This window comes from Nostoc sp. JL33, assembly GCF_017114985.1.
GTDB lineage: Bacteria > Cyanobacteriota > Cyanobacteriia > Cyanobacteriales > Nostocaceae > Nostoc.
In genome coordinates this window covers 50,050-71,945 of sequence record NZ_JABXKP010000008.1, presented here as the reverse complement: position 1 = coordinate 71,945, position 21,896 = coordinate 50,050, and the positions used below count along the sequence as shown (strand labels likewise).

The window sequence follows — 21,896 nt, the reverse complement described above, 5'->3', positions numbered from 1 at the left end:
GGTTCTAACGTAGAACCTATTAGGAGAGACTTGAGGCAAATGTGATGAACGAAAATGATATTCAAAAGTATCGGTTTGTCTGTACCCTGACTTTCGGTGATATCTACGGTCAAATAATTGTTTGGTTAATTACAATTACCCTAAGTTTGGCCTCAGCCTTGGCACTAATGGGTGCCAAGCGACCCGTGTACGCTTTAGCAACTGCGGGTCTCGTCGTTCTGCTATCGCTACCTTTCTTGTTGTTTGCGTTTGTCACTACCTTATTAAATCATATTGAAGTTATGCCTATAGGGCCTGGAACCAAAATGGAACCCATGCCAGGTAATGTGTCTCAGCAACAACCTGTACAAGCAACTAGCTAAAGAGTTAGGAGTTATGAGTTAGGAGTTATGAGTTAGGAGTTAGGAGTTATGAGTTAGGAGTTAAGAGTTATGAGTCACTCAATCTGTCCCATAACTCTTGATTTTTAACTTTTAACTCCTAATTTCAAAATTTGTAATCAGATCCCTGTCTATAGGCAGGGAATTTTTTTGTAGAGAGTCCACAGCAACGATCGCAACGCACCGCCTCATTAATCACAATCACATCTCTACAATAGAACAGCAGTGGTTTGCAGTCGGGGGCTAATTATGCTGGAACATGATGTGATTATTGTCGGGGGTGGATTAGCAGGATGTCGCGCTGCTGTGGAAATTGCCCGTATTGACCCCAGTTTAAATATTGCTGTGGTTGCGAAAACCCACCCAATTCGTTCCCACTCGGTTGCGGCTCAAGGTGGTATGGCTGCATCGCTGAAAAATGTTGATTCCGAAGATAGTTGGGAAGCACATGCTTTTGATACTGTCAAGGGTTCTGATTACTTGGCAGACCAAGATGCTGTGGCAATCCTCGCCCAAGAAGCGCCAGATGTGGTGATTGACTTGGAACACATGGGCGTTTTGTTCTCTCGTTTACCCGATGGTCGCATTGCTCAACGAGCTTTTGGGGGACATTCCCACAACCGCACTTGCTATGCCGCCGATAAGACCGGTCACGCGATTTTGCACGAATTGGTTAACAACCTGCGGCGTTATGGGGTGCAAGTTTATGAAGAATGGTATGTGATGCGTCTCATTTTAGAAGAAAATGAGGCCAAGGGTGTGGTAATGTTCAATCTTTTGGATGGACATATAGAGGTGGTGCGAGCCAAGGCGGTGATGTTTGCCACAGGGGGCTATGGTCGCGTTTATAATACCACCTCTAATGATTACGCTTCTTCTGGTGATGGTTTGGCAATGACTGCGATCGCAGGTTTGCCCCTTGAAGATATGGAATTTGTCCAATTTCATCCCACTGGTTTATATCCGGTAGGGGTACTAATTTCAGAAGCGGTACGGGGAGAAGGGGCGTATCTGATAAATAGTGAAGGCGATCGCTTTATGGCGAACTATGCACCTAGTCGCATGGAACTAGCTCCTCGTGATATTACCTCACGAGCGATCGCTTACGAAATTCGCGCCGGTCGTGGTGTTCATCTCGATGGTAGTGCTGGTGGTCCCTTTGTGTATCTGGATTTACGCCACATGGGCAAAGAAAAAATTATGAGTCGCGTTCCCTTCTGCTGGGAAGAAGCACACCGTCTAGTAGGCGTTGACGCTGTGACTCAACCGATGCCAGTCCGTCCGACAATTCACTATTGTATGGGTGGTATCCCAGTTAATACTGATGGGCAAGTCCGTAGTAGTGGCGATGGTTTAGTTGATGCTTTCTTTGCTGCTGGCGAAACATCTTGTGTTTCCGTACATGGGGCGAATCGCTTGGGGAGTAATTCACTACTGGAATGTGTCGTTTATGGCAAGAGAACTGGAGCTGCGATCGCAAAATTTGTCCAAAAACGTAAGTTGCCTTCTGTAGATGAGCAACGGTATATAACGGAAGCCCAGCAACAAATTCAAGCTTTGCTAGAACAACCAGGGCAGTATCGCATTAACCATGTCCGTCAAGCCTTCCAGGATTGTATGACTGAGTACTGTGGCGTTTTCCGCACTGAGGCATTAATGAGTGAAGGGTTGCACAAACTAGAAGAAATACAACAGCGATATCCTCAAATTTATTTAGATGACAAAGGTAGTTGCTGGAATACCGAACTTGTGGAAGCCTTAGAATTGCGAAGTTTGATGGTAGTGGGACAAACTATTTTGGCATCAGCCCTGAATCGCCAAGAAAGTCGTGGCGCTCATTTCCGCGAAGATTATTCCCAGCGAGATGATAGCAACTTTCTGAAACACACAATGGCTTACTATTCACCAGCAGGAATTGATATTCAATATCGACCGGTGGCAATTACTATGTTTGAGCCAAAAGAGCGGAAGTATTAGCCAAAAGTAAATTTATGCGAGAAATCGAGGTGACTACAAAAATTTTGTCCGCCTCGATTAAGAATAACGTAATTATAAATATTTTTAAAGTCTTAAAACTAGTTCAAACGTATTAAAATAACGGTCAATATCTCTATATAAAAGCCTAGATATGCAATTCAGTGAGGATGAAATTCTGTTCATCAAGTTATGTAAAGGACTTGTGCAGATTTGCGATCGCATCAACCGAGGTGAGCCAGCTTATCTAGTCGAGGACTCACAACCCTTTCCACAGCCATTATATGAAGCATTTCAAGGATTGAGCTTGAAATGGATACTGCGGGATGAGGAAATGCGACATCCAGCTATATTGTGTATGGTTGAGGGGGCCAGAGAGTCAGTAGAGGCAGTTGAGCCAGATTTTTCCGAGTTCGTCGATTATCCTGAAGACCCATTAATTGGAAATATGACGCGCCCCTCAGAGGAATGCGAAGCTTGGGCTAGCAGATACGCACTAAATTTGGAACGAGAGCAGAATCAAAGCTACATTCCACGCCTAATGGCAGAAATTGAGCGACTTAGCTTACCCCACAGTACCTACACACTTTTCCGTCGATTTATTGCTGAGAACCCATTTCCTTCGGATTTAATAATTGCCTTATTTCGCTCTAATAATCCTGATATCGATCCAGTTTTAGACCTATTGATGCAAGCATATCGGGATGCACCACCGCAATCTGAGTCAATGCCATTATGCAAGACTTGCGGTGGATATTTGGATTGTGCCGCACGAGATATCGAAGGCTGTTGTGAACCATTAGAAGGGCGAGTAGATAGAGCACCGATAGAAGATACCGTCATCTGCCTAATTAGACCTTCCCTCATAGAATTGCGTTTAGCTCGAACTCTCGAAAAAATGGGATTGCAAGTAGAACTATGGCCAGAACTAGACAAGGCTGATTTGAAAGTGACACTACCGACTGGAGATATTTGGGCAATTGACGCGAAAGATTGGGGAAGCGCCACCATGTTAGCTAGAGAATTAAATCAAGATACGATTCCAAATATTGGCCAATCTCAATCATTCTTTGTAATCCCAGATTACCGATGGACAAATTTAGCATACCAAGCAGCTTTTAAAAGTCGGTATAAGGGAAATTTGCCTGTTTTTTCAGAGTCAGAATTAATTAAGCGTGTCAAGGGAGTTTTGAAGTGAGAGATAGCAGTACTTTGAATGAGGCGCTAAAAAAGGCAATGGGAGGTGAATCACCACCGATTGAGATGAAATTTTCCGATTTCGCCCGTACAGAATTAATGCTTCATACTCTGTGGACTCATTTCCCTGACCAAGCTATTCGGAAAGCACATTTACTGATGCAAGGCTACCGAGAGCCAGGTACGACAGATGCACAGTGGGATATCTTAAAGCATCTACGCCATTTAGCGGCAGAATTCCGTAGTTCAATTAGCTGGGAAATTGCTCTCCGTAGCTATGATGACGTTGCCAAAAGTTCGGCTTCTGGTTGGCTAGGTTTTGACATCGACTACCCAAGCAACAAAATTACGCCAACTAAAAAGATGGCATTGGCTCGGTATGAACTATATGAAAGGCTGCTGACTCAAGAGCCATTGAAGTTTCGGCAAACGAAATACAGACCAGCCCCGGCTGGTGACTACGAGTTCAACATTAATCCACAGCAGACGCGCACAATCAGAATTTCAGAAGAAATTGCCAATACTGGTGTAAAGTATGCCACTCAAATTCCCAGCATTAATCTTTCCAAGGATCGTCAGTCCATCAAAATCCCCCTAGCTGATTTGATTAATAAAGGAACTGAATTGAAACCTATTTTAGGATACGACGCAGGGCAAATACTTAATCAGTCAACCTATTGGGATATTCAACAGGATCAAGAAGCTAGAGAGATTTATATTGATGGAGAAGGTCATATTTTAGGCCCGACTGGAAGCGGCAAATCCACCCTCATTGATTGCCTAGTTGCACTCTTAGTAGATAGCAATAAAAGAGTTGCGATTGCTACAAATAGTGTAGGTGAAGTACAGAACTGGCTTGAATTTGCTCAAAAAGTTGGGATCAGGGCAGTTCCGATTATTGGAGAATCGGAACGACATAAGCACCTTAGCCGATTAAATCAGGCTGTAATGTTCAGTAACAAACAGCAGCCTTTCACCCATCCTGGTTTTAAATGGCTGTCACAATCCTGCCCATTGTATAGCTTGGCACAGCCTCAGATTCCACAAACATCAAATGGTCAGCGCAGCAGACCGCCATGCTTCGGCAAGCTACAAGATGTTAATGATCCGAATAAGGTTTACAGTTGTCCCATAGCTCCTGTCTGTCCCAGACATATTAAAGCTACTACATTAGAAAATGCCCAACTCATAATTGGAACTTTACAAGGGTTTATTCAGAAGAAAGTTGCCCCACACAATTTGACTGAAAATATTACCATTCTTGAATATTTGGCACTAACAACAGATTTGTTCATTATTGATGAAGTTGATCTTGCTCAACCCAAGCTAGATGAAATTTTCTATCCTACAGAGACACTTGCATCTTTCGAGTTGTTGCAAGATACATGGACAAGAACTGAATCTTATCAACATGTACATGGTCTGATGGAAGGCGAAGTGGTTGTGCCAGGGAGATACCGCGATCCTTATTTAGAACAGTCAGAAGATCAACGACATTTAGCCAACCGAGGAATTGGGGCTTTAATGTATTTGATCAGAAATATTACAAACACAATTAAAGGTAAAAGTTCCCGTCAAGAAATTGAAAAACTGTTAAAAGCATATACCCAGGAAGGAAGATTGTTTACAGCTTGGACATTTTTTGATAAATTGGCTGAACAACTTTCAGGATTAGCACATGTTCAAAGTAGTGCCAACAAAGTCCGAAAACAAACTTTATCTAAGTATCAGCGTAACTACGATCGCTACCGTGAAATCTTTAAGCGAATACAAAATAATCTTGTTAGTCCTGACACCATTGGTCTTAACTCTAGTGACACAGTAATTGCAGAACGTTTAGCATTAGTTTCTGGAGCATTGTTAGCAGGAGACTTGCTCACTACAGTACCCCATCCTAACTGCAAAAAGTTTATTCAAACAACGCGATGGGATATTAAATTTGAACAACTAGAATGTGATGTCGAGCGCTTCATAGACAACCTTGCTAAATTACTGCAACTAGCCATTTATGCAGCCCATGTATTAGGTGCATTAAGTAAGCACGTATCGGCTAGAGGTTACGCTAGCGTTGACCTGGAATCTACCTTACCAATAACCCCTCCCAGTGACTTTGAAAGCTTGTTACCTAATTCTCCTGTTGGTTCCGTAACTAGCGCTCAATTCCTCAACAGACAACTTAGGATATTTCGTGGGATTGCCTTGGGTAGGTCACTTCTAAGCCAATGGAATTCTATCTTCAGCATAGATGGGCTGACTCCAGCAAATTTGTTAGTTACATCAGCAACTAGTTACTCAGGAGATACTGAACAATCATATCCTTTTCATGTGCAATTAAAGCCAACTTTGTTAATCGAACCGCCTCCTGAGAAGTCTAAAGCGGTAGCGCATGACAGTGAATTCTTTTATTGCCCCGTTGTCGATGATGCAGGAAATCCTGTCTTTATCTCCGGTAGTCAAGGAGATGATCGGCAGGACAACATTAGCCGGATGATTGCAGGACTTTGCCGTAAAAGCAAACAAGGCAAGCCGCTACTTGAGCAATTTCAAGATTATTTAGCAGCAAACGTCGGTAGCGATCGCAAAAATCTGCTAATTGTGACAAATAGCTATGCAGAAGCTAAGGCGTTTTACAATTCTCTAAAAAATCCCTATCTTGATAGGGCATCTTATGTTGTTCAAGATGGTCGCTGGGTTTCAGACGATCAGGTTTCCCGGTCTAAACTCACTGAGTTTCCAGGTCGTGGTAAGGAGTTTTTAATTGCGCCAATGGGTGCTATATCTCGTGCTATTAACATGATGCATCCCCTGACTGGAGAACCATACTTTGGTGGTATGGTGATTGCTGTTAGACAGCACCCTAGTCCAGATGATAATCAAACAGTTATCAGTGGGGTTAATAAGGAAACGATAGATATCATCGACAAACTATCCGTCGAGGTTATTCAGAGACATGCTCGATATGCACGAGACACTTTTCTGACAATCCCGCAAATTTTCTCTCGATTACCTGATAGAATCGCTAAAATTGCGCTCAAAACGCCGCTTATCTGGACGCTAACGGTTAATTTAACTCAATTAATTGGACGTAGCACTCGCGGTGGTCGCAAAACAGTTATCTGGTTTGTCGATGCCGCGTTTATGCCAGAAACCGCAAAGGGAAATTCATCTGGGGATTCGGAGCAAAACTCTATTTTGTTGGCTGCCCGCAAGCTCTTGGGCAGCGCCATCAATAAAGGTGGTGCTTCTGGAAGGCTGATCAAAACCCTGTATGGGCCAGTTTATTACCCGCTAACTCGACTAACCCATTTCATTCATGGAGTGAAACTTTGAGTATTAATTACTATCAGCCTATCTACCTTGAGTTTAAAGAGGCACTGGTCAGGGATATCACTGGTTTTGTGATGCCGTTTCCCAATTTAAAAAAATTTAATACCCATTATGGAGAACCTGAAGAAAACGCCCCAACAACTTCATTACTTAATACGATCCGATTATTACTGCCACAGATTCGGGTCATCAACAGTTTGACGGTTAATGGCGAACCAAACCCCGCTACTTTTCTGGCTTATGAAGAAGTTGACCCAGAGATTCTAGCTCTTATATTCAAGAGATGGGTTGAAGTATGTTACCCAGAATCAGAACATGAAGCGTTAAAACCGTATTGCAGTGTAGATCAGTTTCATTGGACTCAAGTAGCACCTAATCATCTCGAATTTTGGGCACCTTCTTGGGCGATCGCTTGGGAACTAAGTAAGCACGAGTATCAACTAGGAGAAAATTCATTCAAGTTTTTATTTGGCCCAGGAAGAAGCGGAAATACAGTTGAACTTGTATCTTGGCCGCCATTTCCAAATGCACATGGTCATCGAGCATCTGTGGCGCTTGTTATATCAACTCAAAGTGATATAGATCCTAAAAAAATCAACCTTCACTTTCAGATGAAGCGTTGGATAGTTAAACAAGGAAAGGACTCAGATATTCGGTTAGAGAAGCGTACTACAAGATGCTATGTTCGCAGATTACGATCTTGGCTAGGAGACTACAACCTACTACAGCCAAATGCTTTCACGGTTCTGGAAGCAAATTACCGTCGGGAAGGAAGTGAGTATGTTCCCCAATGGAAAAACCGACAGGTCAACCAAATTTTAGAACGTTTATCAGTGGAAATTCCAAACATAACGGATGTCTTGGCAAACCCATTAAATTTTCTTGAAACAGACCAAACAGATATTCTGGTTCCGGCGCGAGTTTACCAGAAGGCAGGATGGGGAACAGGATTTACTTTTGAGGATGAGAGAACATTACTCGAACAAATCAAAGATATTTTGCCACCTAGCGTAGTAATTTCTGCTCCCTGGAAAAAGATTTCCGTTGATGGGGATTTGAAAAAATCTATTAAGCAACGATTTAAGGACACGCCAAACATTTCTAGACCTAAATCTTCTAAAAATGAACTTCCTAATATTGAAAAGGAATTAAAAGTCTTCCTAACTGAGCGAGCAAATAACTTAACTATTCAAGTACGTTACCGCACAGAAGAAGTCCGAGATGCTCTTGCATTAGTTGCCAAGCATTACTTTGGGGACAGTCTCAATCTAGAGTTTTATACATCCGAAGGTTTAGCCGATCCTCTAGTAGAGATAGAAAGAAACGGTCGAACAGTTATCATTGACCGTCATATTCGAGAATTTGGGCAGCAGAATCAACCCGAACATCCAATGCCGATGATCGTAGAAATTCTATCTCCAGACCATCCTAGATATCGTGGTAATCAAGATCCAAAACCTTATCTAAAATCTATTTTACCTAAATATAATTTTATTCCTCAGTGCATCTTGTCCACAGAGAAGGCAGATAATAATGAAACTGGGGAAGCCAGAACAGACGAAGATTTGCAACAGAATCTTTATAATCGTGCTCTTGCTGCAATTTTGGATGCGATTTTGCCATTTGACCTAAATTATCCTTTATCAACTCCTGACGATAACACCGTCTACGCTGCTTTGTATGTAAGTCGGCGGAACCAGAGAACAGCAAGCCAAAGTTTTAATGAGCCAATTGTGGTGGCAATTTATAAGAATGAAGTCAGAGTGTTATTACCTCAGAGGGATCTGCATTTTAGAACCATGCCTGATACAATTTGCGAATTAGCAAAGCACAGAACATCTAAGCTTAATTGGGATCAAGTTATCAGTAATATGCTGACTACATTGAGCCAGACATACTCTGCTGCTGACGATATATATCTATTTGTTCACGGTCAAAATGCTCGGAGCTATTGGACTTGGTTACAAGACAGCAAGTTCGAGCCAGATAAACCACCGACAAACAAAATTCACATTATTCGTATACGTGACAATATGAACAATGAAGTTCCACAGGGATATGGACTGGCGACAAAACAGGAAACATTCATAAAAGGTGCAGCTTCTTTTACAAAAGGAATTTTCATTCCACAAAATTGCGATGTAACTGGGTTTACTCAAACTATCCTAAGCATTGCTGAAAAGTCTGATACTAATAAATTAGCTAAGGAGATGAGCCGTTATCAAGCTTGGATATCGAGAACATACGAAAAAGAAACTAACAAAGATGGTAAATTAATAAACAAACGTGATGCAAAAACAGGCAAATGCATTATCAAAAATAATGCTCACAATCCATCTCCAAGAAAAGATTGGAAAGCTCCGCAGCCACGCGCTCACAATATCCTAGCAACGCCATCACCAGATAAATTTCAACTTCATCATGTAATTACACACTATCTCAGATCCCGTCATTGGTGGACTTCTGCTGAATGTGAGTATCCTTTACCTCTCTCATTAGCTGAAAAGCACAAGGAGTGGTGTTTTAACGATGCCGAATTAGAAAATTAAGAACAATCTTCACAAACAAGAACAGCGATCGCCTACCTAAAAGTTATCTGTGAGCATTGAGTATCAAGATGAATATGAGCTTAATATTTCGCAAACAAGTTATCTAGAAACCTTGATTTAAATGCTTATTTATTACCAAATATTAAACTTATATTTACAAAAATAAATATTGGTACAACTCAGTGATGTAAAATCCTGAAGATAGGAAAAGGCGATTAACAGAGTCTGAATAGAATGGTACAGGATAGGAAGTCAACGGTTGTAATTACGGGTACATCGTCGGGGGTGGGTTTGTATGCTGCGAAAGCGCTTGCTGAAAAGGGATGGTATGTAGTGCTGGCCTGTCGGGATTTAGCGAAGGCGCAAAAAGCTGCCCAAGCTGTGGAAATACCCTACAACAGTTATACTAGTATGCATATTGACCTTGGCTCCTTGGAAAGCGTTCGACAGTTTGTGAAGAACTTCCGAGCAAGTGGAAAGTCCCTAGATGCTTTGGTGTGCAACGCCGCAATTTATATGCCTTTGTTAAAAGAGCCACTGCGAAGCCCAGAAGGATTTGAGTTAAGTGTTGCTACAAATCACCTGGGACATTTCCTTTTGTGCAACCTTTTGCTAGAGGATCTCAAGAAGTCATCTTCAGAGCCAAGGCTGGTAATTTTGGGAACTGTCACCCACAATCCAGATGAACTGGGTGGGAAGATTCCGCCGCGTCCAGATTTGGGCGATTTGCAAGGTTTTGCAGAAGGATTTAAAGAGCCAATCTCGATGATTGATGGCAAGAAATTTGAACCCGTCAAAGCTTACAAGGACAGCAAAGTTTGCAACGTGCTGACTATGCGGGAACTGCATCGGCGCTATCACGAATCAACCGGTGTCATCTTCAATTCTCTCTATCCGGGATGTGTTGCAGAAACGCCGCTATTTAGAAACCACTATCCCCTATTTCAGAAAATCTTCCCATTATTCCAGAAGTACATCACTGGGGGATACGTGTCTCAGGAGTTGGCAGGAGAACGGGTTGCTGCGGTAGTTGCCGATCCTGAGTACAATCAATCTGGTGCTTATTGGAGTTGGGGAAATCGCCAGAAGAAAGATGGCAAGTCCTTTGTTCAAAAAGTCTCTCCTCAAGCCCGCGATGATGAAAAAGGCGATCGCATGTGGGAATTAAGCGCAAAGTTGGTTGGACTTGCATAATGGAAAAAAATGCAATAATTTCATTTTTACTTAATAAATGATTTAGAAAAGTGAGGTGAGTGATGGCAAAGGAAAAACGCTCTGGTGGAAAAGGTTTTGGCAAACCACCTAAGCCATCTGATATTGATGATTCGTTTGAATTTGAAGAACTTGTTAACGGCAAACAAATCTTAGTAGCCAACGCAATTACAGATCCAGTTAAAGGGATTGGAGATATGTTTAGGCTCCTAACCTACAATGATTTGAATGACGAATTCTCAAATTTTAGAGTCGCTATTGGCGCTGCATTTGAATCATCTTTAGTGAACTTAGCAAGAAGAAGGAGGCTTGAAGAAGGTAAAGGTTTGTTAACTTTAACCCCGAAAAGCTATCGGCAAAAATGGAAACTTGCTGATAAAAGTGACGGTGATATGGTTTTCAATTGGTGGACTCTCTCTGAGTTAAAAGTTGCTCAAGAGCGTAGCTATATTTTTGGAGGGACTGGAATTATTGCTAGATTAGCGGAACCTTTAATTCGGCATAGCAAAGATAGGTTTCCAGTCATTTGTCATGCTGTTCCTTTCACGGAAGCAGAGGAAGAGACAAACTATGCTCATCTAGTGTTCACCGTTCCACTCGATGCTGAAGAATCAACAGAACATCGCAAAATTTACATACTAGAACGCGAGACTACACCTCTGACAAAATTAATACCTTCCAATTCCTAGAATCCGTTAGGTGCGTTACACTCTGTTAACGCACCGATGTTAATCGTAAAGATATGCGAGAAATTATCTAACCATTTCTTATGGAAACTGCCATGTCTTCCCTAAAGGCGCATTCCCAAACGCTATATAACACGGATTACCTGCAATGGATAGAAACGACTGTGGAAAAATTGCAAAGTCACGACTACCCAAACGTGGACTGGGAAAACCTCATCGAAGAAATTGCCGACATGGGAAGGAGTGAGCGTCGGAGTCTCAAGAGTAATCTGATTGTAATTCTGGTGCATTTGCTCAAATGGCAGTTTCAGCCTGAAAAGAGAAGTGGTAGCTGGGAAGGAAGCATCATTGAACATCGTAGACGTGTCAAAGAAGCTCTAGATGATTCGCCTAGTCTCAAATCCTATCTTGAGAGCGTCTTTGCCCAGTGTTATGCACAAGCGGTTAAGCAAGCAAAAGCTGAAACTGGTTTGTTCGTGGAATCCTTTCCTCTGGTGTGTCCATATCAGCTACCAGAAGTTACAGATGATGAGTTTTTACCTCAGTAAGCACTGAATCGGACTGTATGTTTCGCTTCATTCTCTGTACAGTTATACCTCTCCGTTCCCTACTCTTGACTTATAGCTGTAAAAGATGTATGTTCAAGATCGCGTAGAAGGGGAGTAGCTGCTGGCAAAAAAATAAAAAGCCAGTACATCTGAATCAACATACTGGCGATGAGCCTGGTTCAGGTGGCAAATAATCAATATTTGAAAGCGAGACCTTCACTAAGTTCACACCGAAAAGTGTAAACTTGGTGAGGTCTTTTGGCTCTCATCAAGCTTCACATCGGTAAACGATTCTTCAGGAGCTTGAGAGAGTGTTAACAGCTTTTACCGCAGCTTTATTACTAATTACAGTTTCAGAACTAGGCGATAAAACATTTTTTATTGCTGTGATTTTGGCAATGCACCACCCGCGGCGGCTGGTATTTACAGGTGTGACAGCTGCTTTAGCTGCGATGACAATCCTTTCGGTGTTATTTGGACAAGCGGTATCTTTATTACCAAAAATTTATATTCATTACGCCGAAATAGCTTTATTTATTGCCTTTGGTATCAAGCTGCTGTATGACGCTAGTAAGATGTCTGCTGCTTGTGATACAGAAGTTGTAGAAGAAGCCGAAGCTGCGGTGAAAAAAGCAGATTTGCAGCTACCAAAGCAAAAGACTTCCTTAGCAATTATAATAGAAGCCTTTGTGTTGACATTTATGGCAGAGTGGGGCGATCGCACGCAAATTGCCACCATTGCCCTAGCAGCAGGTAATAATCCAATTGGAGTCACAATAGGTGCAATTCTAGGACATGCCATTTGTGCTGCGATCGCTGTTATCGGCGGCAAAATGATTGCCGGACGCATTTCTGAGCGTCAACTCACCCTGATTGGCGGCTGCCTGTTTTTGGTCTTTGGTGTCGTTGCTGCCATTGAAGGAGCGTGAGGGGAAGAAGCAGGGGGAGTAAGAATTTTAGATTTTAGATTTTGGATTTTAAATTGAAATTTAATCCAAAATCCTCAATCCCTTCGGGTTCAGCAGTCGCTCATGGGGGAAACCCCCAAGACCGCGCTGCTTCACCAAAATCTAAAATTGAATTGCCCAATGCCCATTACTTAGGCGTACTTTCCAATGAAGGCGTGGGAGATGCAGCAGGATTAGGAATCGGGGAAAACGTCGCTGCCTTGTTAATTTCGTCTTTGTATTGAGCAGGTGCTAAAGCTGCGGCATGATCAAAGAAAGGTTTTGCATCTGCGTCTTTACCCTGTTGTTTCAGGAGCATCGCTTTTGCCACAACGGGGCGAAAATCCTTGGGATCTTTCTTAATTGCCTGGTCATATGCAGAGCTAGCTTGAGCATAGCGTTTCTGGGAAGCGTGAACAGAACCTAACAGCACCTGCACGGCTACTGTATCTAGACTTCCAGGCTGAATTTTATTTATTTGGGCTGCGTTAGAAAGGGTTTCTTGCAACAAACCAATGGCCGCCTCAGGGCGTTGCTGTCTGATCAACAGAGCCACCATTCCTTGCAAAGCTTTCAAATCACCAGGTTTTGTGGACAAAATCGAGCGATAAGCTTCAGCAGCTCCTTCGCGATCGCCAATTTGCTCTTTGGCTTGAGATAGTAGCACTGAATATTCTGACTGTTCGGGATTCAGCTTCGCTAGCTTTTCTAAGGGTTCAATGACAACTTGGATATCAGCTGGCTTAACCTCACTTTTTTCTTTTTGGCTCAGTAATTCTAGCCGCCCCCGCAATAAGCCCTTAAGCGCAGTCTGATTTTCTGGTTCCCTTTGCAAAACCTGTTCGTAACCCCGTACTTCGTCTTCCAGTTTTGATTTTTGGTCAGCAGAGGACAAACTGCCTCTGGTGCTAACGCTATTCTGGTTTGACGGTGGCGTATTATTAAATGCTCCAATTATGGGAATCACCGAAACACCCACAAAAGCAAGAATTGCCAGCGCCAAGACGACTTGAACTATCCAACGATTGCGCGGTTGAGACACAGTTTTGTCTTTCTCCTGAACTTTAATGACATTATCATTTACACAAATCCTAAAGCTAAAAATTTCCAAAACTTTGCGGAATACCGCCAATTGCCTGTGAATTTTATAACAATTAACTATCCACACTGCTAAAGTAAGTGATGACTTTAGGAGGAGCCGTCAGAATTGTAGCTATGATATGCTTCCGAAACTAGTGTTAACGCGCTAAATTACACATTTAGTGTATATACACTAAATTTAGCGCCTTTAGGATTGTCTAGAGCACTCTGGTGTGAATTTGTTAAAAGTAAATATACTTTCATCAGTCGCACAAATGCTCTTTCCAGCTGCCTTTGTAAAATCCCACAATGGGATGTGTCTCCGCCGCAAGGAGTTTTTATGAATTCCGACCTGATGCCGTTGCCTGAATCCTCCAATTCTTCTGCCTCTAACCAGGGCCCAACTAATGTAGAGGCAGCCGCTAATATTCATATAGCAGCCCAGTCCTCTCAAAAAGAAAATTCGCCTGTCAACCCCATTGAGACTGACTCAAATGGAAACTTAGTCAATCGACAGCAACCGATTCCGCCTCCCAGTGAGCCGATGCAATATCGAGCGATCGGGTTAGTCCGGGGCCGCTATCATGCTAGCAGCGAACAATTTACCCAGGGTACGCTGCTGACCGCAGATGGTGTAGAACTCAATGCCGTCCTCCTAGGCCGGATTATGAGCTTAGTCAAGAATCACCTAGACTTAGAAAAAGAACACTTGTGGGTAGTATATCCACGAACAAGACAAGAAAATGATACCTTGCACATCCAAATCGTCGGAGTTTGGGAGCCAGAAAATCTGGCTAAAAACTCAACAGATGAGGACGAGTCAGATTTGGAGTTGCAAGAGTTACAGACACCCGATGATGGCTTATCCGAAAACTCTGAATTAAGTACAACTGCCCTGATACCCTCATCAGAAGTTGTAGATGGTGGTTTTTCTGTTCGTGGTGAAGTAGTATACCAGTCTTTTGATGCTAAAAGCTTGGTAGTTAAAATTAGGCAGGCTCCACGGAAATCAACTGACAAACCCAAGTATTTTAAGTTGAAATTGAGGGGTGTGCTGACCACCAAAGCAGTGGGAAAATTTTGGGACTTCCAAGCCAAGCGGGAAGCTGACGTTTTGGTAGTAGAAAAAGCTGAGGCGATCGCTGACTTGCCCAAAAAACGCAAACCACCATTCAAAGGCGCCCCTCGTGCTGGTGGCCCTGGTGGTGCTGGTGGTAGAAAACCATTCCCCCCCAGACGCAGTAGTGGCGAAACCCCTCGTCCCATCAAGAAAACAGGCGCAGGCGGCGACCCCTCTGTGGTGTCGAAGCCTATACCAAAAACACCCGCTCCTAAGCCGATCAAGCGACCAAAACCGACTCAAGATTAGGGCATGGGGCAATTCAATTTTGGATTTTGGATTTTAGATTTTGGATTAAATTTCAATCTAAAATCCAAAATCTAAAATCTAAAATTCTTACTCCCCACTCCCCAGTATCAAAAATCCGTCCGACGATCTTGGGGTAGAAAAGATCGCTCCATCGGAATTGGGGAAACTGCTTCTGTGAGGGTAAAGGTACCTGCTTCGATCCACTTTTTCAACTCTAGGGCGACTTGCCTAGAAAAAAACAAACTCGCTAAGGGGGCAGAGCGTACTGCTTTGCCCTCAATGGTGATCCGCCCAGATTTGAGTTGGGCGTAACTCACCAAACCAAAGGTGGGACGGACGCGCCGGGGAATGGAAAAATCCACTATTGGGGCTACTAAGTCTTGATCTTGCACAGCACAGTGTTCAACTACTTGTTCATTCAATACAGGGAGTGGTACACCAACGCCTAACATCAATGAGGGGCCATAACTTTTGAAGTAACACCCCCGCACCCAATGAGCATCCATTTGCTTGGCATCACCAATTAAAGCTAAAGTGGCGGAAGGCCCAATCGGTGTACGATTAGCCAAACGCTTTTGTAAGGGGAAGTGCTGAGTGCCTTCCCAGGCGACATAGCCAACACCACCGCCTAAAAAAATTCGAGTACCTATACCAACAAGTTGCAAATCTGGGTCGTTGAGTAAGGGGGAAATAGCGCCGGGGTTAGAGTAAACGGCATTCCCCAGACGCGGTTGTAAAGGGCCCAGATAGGTGAAGAGGGGGCGATCGCCACCATTTACACCAACAATAAAATTTTGATAAAGATTGCGCGGATTGAATAGATAAAACTGATTAATTGTGTCACTGGTAATTGTAGTTTCAAAATTTGCTCTGGGGTAACAATCTGTTACTTGTCCTTGCGCTTTTACGTGTATAGGTTTACCAGCGATCAAATCTTCGATTACATGACCGCCGCCGCGTTCTCGGACTTCTTCCCCGTCCATCGCTTCCATCGCAGAACTCGCACCCAAATATAAATCTACTGCTCCAAAACCAGAGTATGCTGGCACGCCATCTAACCAGCAACGGCGAATTTTTATCGGGGGGTCAGTGTGTCCCAGATTGATAATTGCACCACTTGATTCCATCGGCTCAAAGGTGCCAGTGGTAATTACATCAACTTCTTTAGCAGCTTTAGTAACACCGATTTCTACAACTCGTGCTTTTAATTCTTCAGTTGTCAATACTACCGCACGTTGGCGGCTGATTTTATCGTTAATTTCTGCAATTGTTCGCATTTTATCAGTGCTAGGGCTTCCTGCTATCTTCCTCTTTGAAGGATATCTTGATAATAGGGAATGGGGAGTAGGGAGTGGGGAGTAGGGAAAAGAAATTTTTATTGCTCCTTGTGAGCGCAGATCATGGAGTCTCTTGTATAATTTTCTCTCGAAATAGTTAACAATTTAGTAGTACTTAGTACTACTGCCCAATAGATTTGGCACGATTTTTGCATAAGAGTATTGTTACCTCAGCCCAATATTCTTGGGCGTATTGTTCCATAGCTGACCAAATATCACTAAAGACTTATGCAAAAACAGCGAAGACCAAGTAAGAAGAGTTTGCGATCGCTTGATTACTTGAATGTGTTTCTCGCAGATGTGCGCGATGGTGTTGGGCCATATCTGAGCATTTATCTGAAAGCTTCAGAAAATTGGAACCCAGCCCAGATTGGAATGGCGATGTCAGTTTCAACAATTGCCACAGTTATTGTCCAAACACCAGCTGGTGCATTGGTTGACAGGGTACGTCAGAAACGGATGTTGATTGTACTGGCGGCTGTGTTTGTTTCTATCGGCTGTATTGCTATAGGCTTGTTCCCCAATTTGCCTGTTGTCATCGGCTCTCAGATCATGATCGGGATTGCAGCAGCAATTTTCCCACCTGCGATTACTGCTATTACTCTGGGACTGGTAGGACATGAGAGATTAGATCGGCGGGTAGGTCGTAATGAAACATTTAACCATGCAGGTAATCTGCTAGCTGCTGTTCTCGCTGGTTTAGCAGGTTACTTTATTGCACGCAAGGCAATATTTTTCCTAGTTGCAGCTATGGCTGTGGGCAGTATTATTTCGGTGAGAATGATTCGTGAAAGAGAGATTGACCACGAACTAGCGCGTGGAGATGGAGAAGAGGGCGAACAGGAAGATAAAGAAAAACATCAACAGCGCTATGAAGGCATATTGCAATTATTAAGCGATCGCAAAATCCTTTTTTTTACTGTTGCAGTAGTTCTGTTTCACTTTGCCAATGCTGCTATGTTACCGCTAGTTGGTCAAGAATTGGCCCAGGGTAAAGGGACAAGTGACACAGTTTATATGTCTGCTTGTATCATTGTCGCTCAGTTAGTGATGATTCCAGTGTCCAACTTGGCTGGGCGTTTCGCACATGCAGCCCGAAAACCCATATTTCTGCTTGGCTTTGCCGTCTTACCGATTCGCGGAGTGCTGTATACGCTTTCGGACAATCCCTATTTTCTCGTTTCTGTGCAAATTCTGGATGGTATTGGAGCCGGGATTTTTGGTGTGCTTTCCGTGTTGATGGTAGCTGATTTGACTAAAGGGACAGGGCGCTTTAATGTTACCCAAGGGATGCTCAACACTGCCATTGGCGTTGGTGCTGGTTTGAGCAATGTATTAGCTGGGTTTGTGGTTAAAAATGCTGGTTACAATGTTGGTTTTTTGATTTTAGCAGCGATCGCAGTTGTAGCTTTAGGAGTTTTTTGGTTCTGTGTACCTGAAACAAAAACAGGAGTTAATAGAAAGGCATCACCTTAAAAGAATCTAGCGAAATCATGATTGTTTTCAGATACATCATCATTGGGCTGACTTATATAGGTTTGGGTTTAGGATATCTACCTGGTTTGCGGATGAACCGAGCCAGTATTACTTTAGTTGGTGCATCTTTGCTGATGGCATTCGGGGTATTAGACCTCAAAGAAGCATGGGAAGCCATAGATTATAAAACGCTGATTTTCCTGTTTGGCATGATGATAATCAGCACAAACTTAGCTTACGCTGGTTTTTTTCAACTAACCCTTGACACAGTTACACACTTTACCCGCAGCCCTTTGGGTTTGCTGATTGTTTTAACTTTTGGCAGTGGGATTCTCTCCGCTTTTTTTCTGAATGATACCATCGCTCTAATTTTGACTCCTTTGGTTCTCGGCTTAACCCAAACTTTGAACCTCAATCCTATTCCTTACTTACTTGCCTTGGCGGGAGCAACTAATCTGGGTTCAGTGGCTACCTTAAGTGGTAATCCGCAAAATATTCTGATTGGTTCCTTCTCTGGTATCAGCTATCTCGATTTTGCTAAAGCATTGACTCCCATCGCATTAGTAAGTTTGTTGATACAAGTTGGGTTACTGTGGTGGCTTTATCCTGATGTCCGTTCTACTAAGTCTTGTCCGAGTGTAATCCCCGTGCGTTACCGCATATTTAAACCGTTACTTACTAAAAGCCTATTGATAACCGGAGGACTATTAATTGCATTCTTAATTGGAATGCCCCCAGCCCAAGCAACACTTGTAGCTGCTAGTTTACTGTTTATTACTAGGCGAATAAAACCGCAACGAGTTTTAAATAAAGTAGATTGGGATTTACTGGTGATGTTTTCTGGACTATTTATTGTGACTGCTGGAGTGCAAAAATTAGGAATATTGAATTTATTTGGCGGTTTAGTTCATACTCCCCTGAGCATATTAGGAGTTACTGCTCTGCTTTCAAATTTAGTTTCTAATGTTCCAGCAGTATTGTTATTACAACATTTACTTCCCCATCCAGACACAAAAACCTGGTTATTATTAGCAGCAGGTTCTACTTTGGCAGGTAATCTAACTTTGTTAGGTTCCGTTGCTAATTTAATTGTTGCTGAGGCTGTTGCAAAACTTGGTTATCAGTTGTCATTCTGGGAACATTTACGTTTTGGTCTACCGCTAACTGTGCTGACTCTCATCCTGGCTTATTATTGGATTTAGTCATTAGTTAGAAAGTAGGAGTTAGCAGTTATTAATATTCTGATTTAAATTTAGTATAGCTTTCCTAATAAGAGCGATGTACAGCTTAACCTCACCCCAATAAAGCTGTGCTTTATCTTCCCTCTCCTTAATAAGGAGAGGGGCTGGTGGTCAGACAATGCAAGGATTTTGGATTGAAGAATTAAAGAATTGAAAAGAGCAATCAAGTTAGGGGCAAGTCATTTAATTTTAGATTTTGCGGAAAGTTGCGTGGGCGGCTCTGCCGACTTGAGCAAACTTTCCAAGACGGATTAAAGAATTATTCTCGCGTTTAAATTCGGGGGCAACTCTTCTCTACGAGAGGCTGCGCCAAGGAGACGCTCTCGCGTTCAGACTTTTTTAAATAATGGAACGCAAGAATCTTCTCTTCTTAGGCAACGCCCAACAATTCCATTTTCCAAAATTTAAAATCTAAAATTCGGTGAGGTTTTTATATGTACTTCATGTACTTGAGAACCGCTATATATCTCAACAAACTATTAAGATTCAAATCTTTTCTAGATACTTAACTGGCACATGATCCACTAACCAAACACCATTATCGGAACAATAGAAAATGTAACCTACCTGATACATTGCCGCAGCATATACAGTAAAAATCACTGGTTTTCCATGTCTTGCGCCTACAGTTTGTGCTGTAGGAATATCCGTAGATAAATGGACATGGTGTCGGGACATTTTGCAAAGTCCTGTTTGCATAATTGACTCTACAGATTTGTGTCCCGTGCCGTGATAAAGCACATCTGGGGGGACAGCAGGCTCCAATTGTAAATCAACTTTTACACTATGTCCTTGGTTAGCACGAATAAGAGTACCTGTAGAGTCAAAAGAAAAGCGTTGTTTGTCGTTGTATTCAACTACCACCTGTAATTCCTGACGGGCGATCGGAAATTTGTTTTTAGCACAAGCGGTAAGTAGTTCATCAACAGCAACCCAACCACCCGGAGCAAGTTTAATTCCAATTGCATCTGGTGTGTGTCGCAGATATTTGCTGAGATATTTGCTGATTTTAAGGAGGCGAGAATCATTCATTTGATTGTGGTTAGCACTCTGTATTAATTAAATTACTTTTATATTACATTTGAATTTTTATTGGTAGTTTTACTTTTCGATATTCAGTCGGCTAGCAAAAAATGAGGGCATAGCTAACTTGTCAAGTTGCCAATACCCTCACGTAGATAAATTAAGTTTTTGCACTAACGTATAAGTCTAAGTTACTGCCTGAGCAACTACTGCCGAAAGTGATTCCTTTACCGCTTGCTTCAACAATTCGGCTTTATCGGTCTGTTCCCAAGGCAAGTCTAAATCAGCCCGCCCAAAATGACCATAAGCCGCGACGTCCTGATAAAAACGTCCGCCACGTTCACTTGGCAAGTTGCGTAAGTTGAAGGTATGGATAATCCCCGCCGGACGCAGTTCAAAATACTGGTTGATTAATTCCAGTAAGGTTTCTTCATCCACTTTGCCAGTGCCAAAGGTATCCACCAGAATGCTTGTTGGTCGCGCTACGCCAATAGCATAGGATAGCTGGATTTCAACTTTTTCTGCCAACCCGGCGGCGACAATATTTTTCGCCACATAGCGAGCCGCATAGGCAGCAGAACGGTCTACCTTCGTGGGGTCTTTGCCGGAAAAAGCGCCGCCACCATGCCGTGAATAACCACCGTAGGTGTCAACAATTATTTTCCGTCCTGTCAAACCAGAGTCTCCCTGAGGGCCACCAACGACAAATTTGCCAGTGGGGTTGACTAAAAAACGTGTCTCCCCATTAGGCTTAATTTCAATGTCGCCAAAAACAGGTTCGACCACTGCTGACCAGAGGTCTTGTTTAATCTTGGCTTGTACCGCCGCCTCATCCGTAATTTCCCCAATAGTCGCTGTATGCTGGGTGGAAATTAGAATAGTATCAATGCCTACGGGGCGTCCATCTTCGTAGACCACAGTTACTTGGGTTTTACCGTCAGGACGCAGGTATGGTAGTTCACCCGTTTTGCGGACTGCTGCCAATCGGCGGGCAATGCGGTGGGCGAGACTGATGGGTAAGGGCATCAGTTCTGGTGTTTCGTTGCTAGCAAAACCGAACATTATACCTTGATCGCCCGCACCAATTTTGTCGAATTGTTCATCACTATCTTGCTCGCGGGTTTCTTGAGCGGTGTTAACGCCTTGGGCAATATCGGGTGATTGTTCGTCTAAAGCCAGCAGAACGCTGGTGCTGTTAGCAGAAAAGCCATTATCGGCATTGGTATAGCCAATTTCGGCAATTTTTTTGCGGGCGAGATTGACGAAATTCACATTGGCTTTGGTGGTTATTTCACCAGTGATTAGCACCAAACCAGTATTAACTACTACTTCAGCGGCGACACGGCTGCTGGGGTCTTGTGTCAGTAGGGCATCTAGAATGGTATCAGAAATCTGATCGCAGATTTTATCTGGATGACCTTCGGTTACTGACTCGGAGGTAAATAAATATCGACGAGACAAAGGAAATTCCTCCTTTATTGAGTTTTTTCGCTGACTAAATGTTGGTATTTAGTTCAACTATCTAATTTATGAAATCATAACAATATTTA

The 21,896-nt window shown here is 42.9% G+C and carries 16 protein-coding genes; 12 read left to right on the top strand and 4 right to left on the bottom strand.

All coding sequences use genetic code 11. The features are described from left to right. The first annotated feature begins 44 nt into the window (after positions 1-44). The 9 genes from HWQ23_RS01285 (at position 45) to HWQ23_RS01245 (ending at position 12,802) form a co-directional block, all read left to right on the top strand. A complete protein-coding gene (locus tag HWQ23_RS01285; RefSeq protein WP_292822970.1) occupies positions 45-362 on the top strand; it encodes a hypothetical protein in 318 nt (105 codons plus the stop codon). A 267-nt stretch (positions 363-629) separates the two neighbouring features. Then, a complete protein-coding gene (locus tag HWQ23_RS01280) occupies positions 630-2,357 on the top strand; it encodes a succinate dehydrogenase/fumarate reductase flavoprotein subunit (RefSeq protein ID WP_292822969.1) in 1,728 nt (575 codons plus the stop codon). A gap of 151 nt (positions 2,358-2,508) precedes the next feature. Further along, positions 2,509-3,552: a restriction endonuclease-related protein gene (locus HWQ23_RS01275; RefSeq protein WP_292822968.1), complete on the top strand. Its 1,044-nt coding sequence runs from the start codon at positions 2,509-2,511 to the stop codon at positions 3,550-3,552. Further along, on the top strand, positions 3,549-6,881 hold the full coding sequence (locus HWQ23_RS01270; RefSeq protein ID WP_292822967.1) for a pPIWI_RE_Z domain-containing protein: 3,333 nt from the start codon (positions 3,549-3,551) through the stop codon (positions 6,879-6,881). The genes HWQ23_RS01275 and HWQ23_RS01270 overlap by 4 nt, the downstream gene beginning before the upstream one ends. Beyond that, the gene (locus HWQ23_RS01265; protein WP_292822966.1) at positions 6,878-9,427 is read left to right on the top strand and encodes a pPIWI_RE module domain-containing protein; all 2,550 of its coding nucleotides are present in this window, start codon (positions 6,878-6,880) and stop codon (positions 9,425-9,427) included. Before HWQ23_RS01270 ends, HWQ23_RS01265 begins: the two co-directional genes overlap by 4 nt. A gap of 234 nt (positions 9,428-9,661) precedes the next feature. Further along, on the top strand, positions 9,662-10,621 hold the full coding sequence (locus HWQ23_RS01260; protein WP_292822965.1) for a protochlorophyllide reductase: 960 nt from the start codon (positions 9,662-9,664) through the stop codon (positions 10,619-10,621). A 62-nt stretch (positions 10,622-10,683) separates the two neighbouring features. Continuing rightward, a complete protein-coding gene (locus HWQ23_RS01255; protein ID WP_292822964.1) occupies positions 10,684-11,328 on the top strand; it encodes a hypothetical protein in 645 nt (214 codons plus the stop codon). Between the two features lie 80 nt (positions 11,329-11,408). Further along, entirely contained in the window at positions 11,409-11,873 is a 465-nt protein-coding gene (locus HWQ23_RS01250) for a DUF29 domain-containing protein (RefSeq protein ID WP_292822963.1), read from the top strand. Positions 11,874-12,184: 311 nt separating this feature from the next. Continuing rightward, positions 12,185-12,802 (top strand): TMEM165/GDT1 family protein, encoded by a 618-nt coding sequence (locus HWQ23_RS01245; RefSeq protein WP_292822962.1) that lies wholly within the window; start codon positions 12,185-12,187, stop codon positions 12,800-12,802. Positions 12,803-12,968: 166 nt separating this feature from the next. Here the strand turns inward: HWQ23_RS01245 and HWQ23_RS01240 are convergent, their stop codons facing one another. Further along, entirely contained in the window at positions 12,969-13,862 is an 894-nt protein-coding gene (locus HWQ23_RS01240) for a tetratricopeptide repeat protein (protein WP_292822961.1), read from the bottom strand. A 378-nt stretch (positions 13,863-14,240) separates the two neighbouring features. On the opposite strand from HWQ23_RS01240, the gene HWQ23_RS01235 reads away from it, so the two are divergent. Further along, positions 14,241-15,269, top strand: coding sequence for a hypothetical protein (locus tag HWQ23_RS01235; RefSeq protein ID WP_292822960.1), 1,029 nt, complete (start codon positions 14,241-14,243; stop codon positions 15,267-15,269). Between the two features lie 107 nt (positions 15,270-15,376). Here the strand turns inward: HWQ23_RS01235 and HWQ23_RS01230 are convergent, their stop codons facing one another. Then, on the bottom strand, positions 15,377-16,546 hold the full coding sequence (locus HWQ23_RS01230; protein WP_292822959.1) for a homocysteine biosynthesis protein: 1,170 nt from the start codon (positions 16,544-16,546) through the stop codon (positions 15,377-15,379). Positions 16,547-16,834: 288 nt separating this feature from the next. On the opposite strand from HWQ23_RS01230, the gene HWQ23_RS01225 reads away from it, so the two are divergent. Continuing rightward, positions 16,835-18,082, top strand: a complete 1,248-nt coding sequence (locus HWQ23_RS01225; RefSeq protein WP_292822958.1) for an MFS transporter — start codon at positions 16,835-16,837, stop codon at positions 18,080-18,082. A gap of 17 nt (positions 18,083-18,099) precedes the next feature. Beyond that, complete coding sequence (locus HWQ23_RS01220) at positions 18,100-19,284, top strand: anion transporter (RefSeq protein ID WP_292822957.1); 1,185 nt, start codon at positions 18,100-18,102, stop codon at positions 19,282-19,284. A gap of 525 nt (positions 19,285-19,809) precedes the next feature. Here HWQ23_RS01220 and HWQ23_RS01215 read toward each other — a convergent pair. Together HWQ23_RS01215 and metK are read right to left on the bottom strand one after the other, a co-directional pair. After that, a complete protein-coding gene (locus tag HWQ23_RS01215) occupies positions 19,810-20,355 on the bottom strand; it encodes an RNA 2'-phosphotransferase (RefSeq protein ID WP_292822956.1) in 546 nt (181 codons plus the stop codon). A 177-nt stretch (positions 20,356-20,532) separates the two neighbouring features. Next, on the bottom strand, positions 20,533-21,807 hold the full coding sequence (gene metK / locus HWQ23_RS01210; protein ID WP_292822955.1) for a methionine adenosyltransferase: 1,275 nt from the start codon (positions 21,805-21,807) through the stop codon (positions 20,533-20,535). Positions 21,808-21,896: the final 89 nt, after the last annotated feature.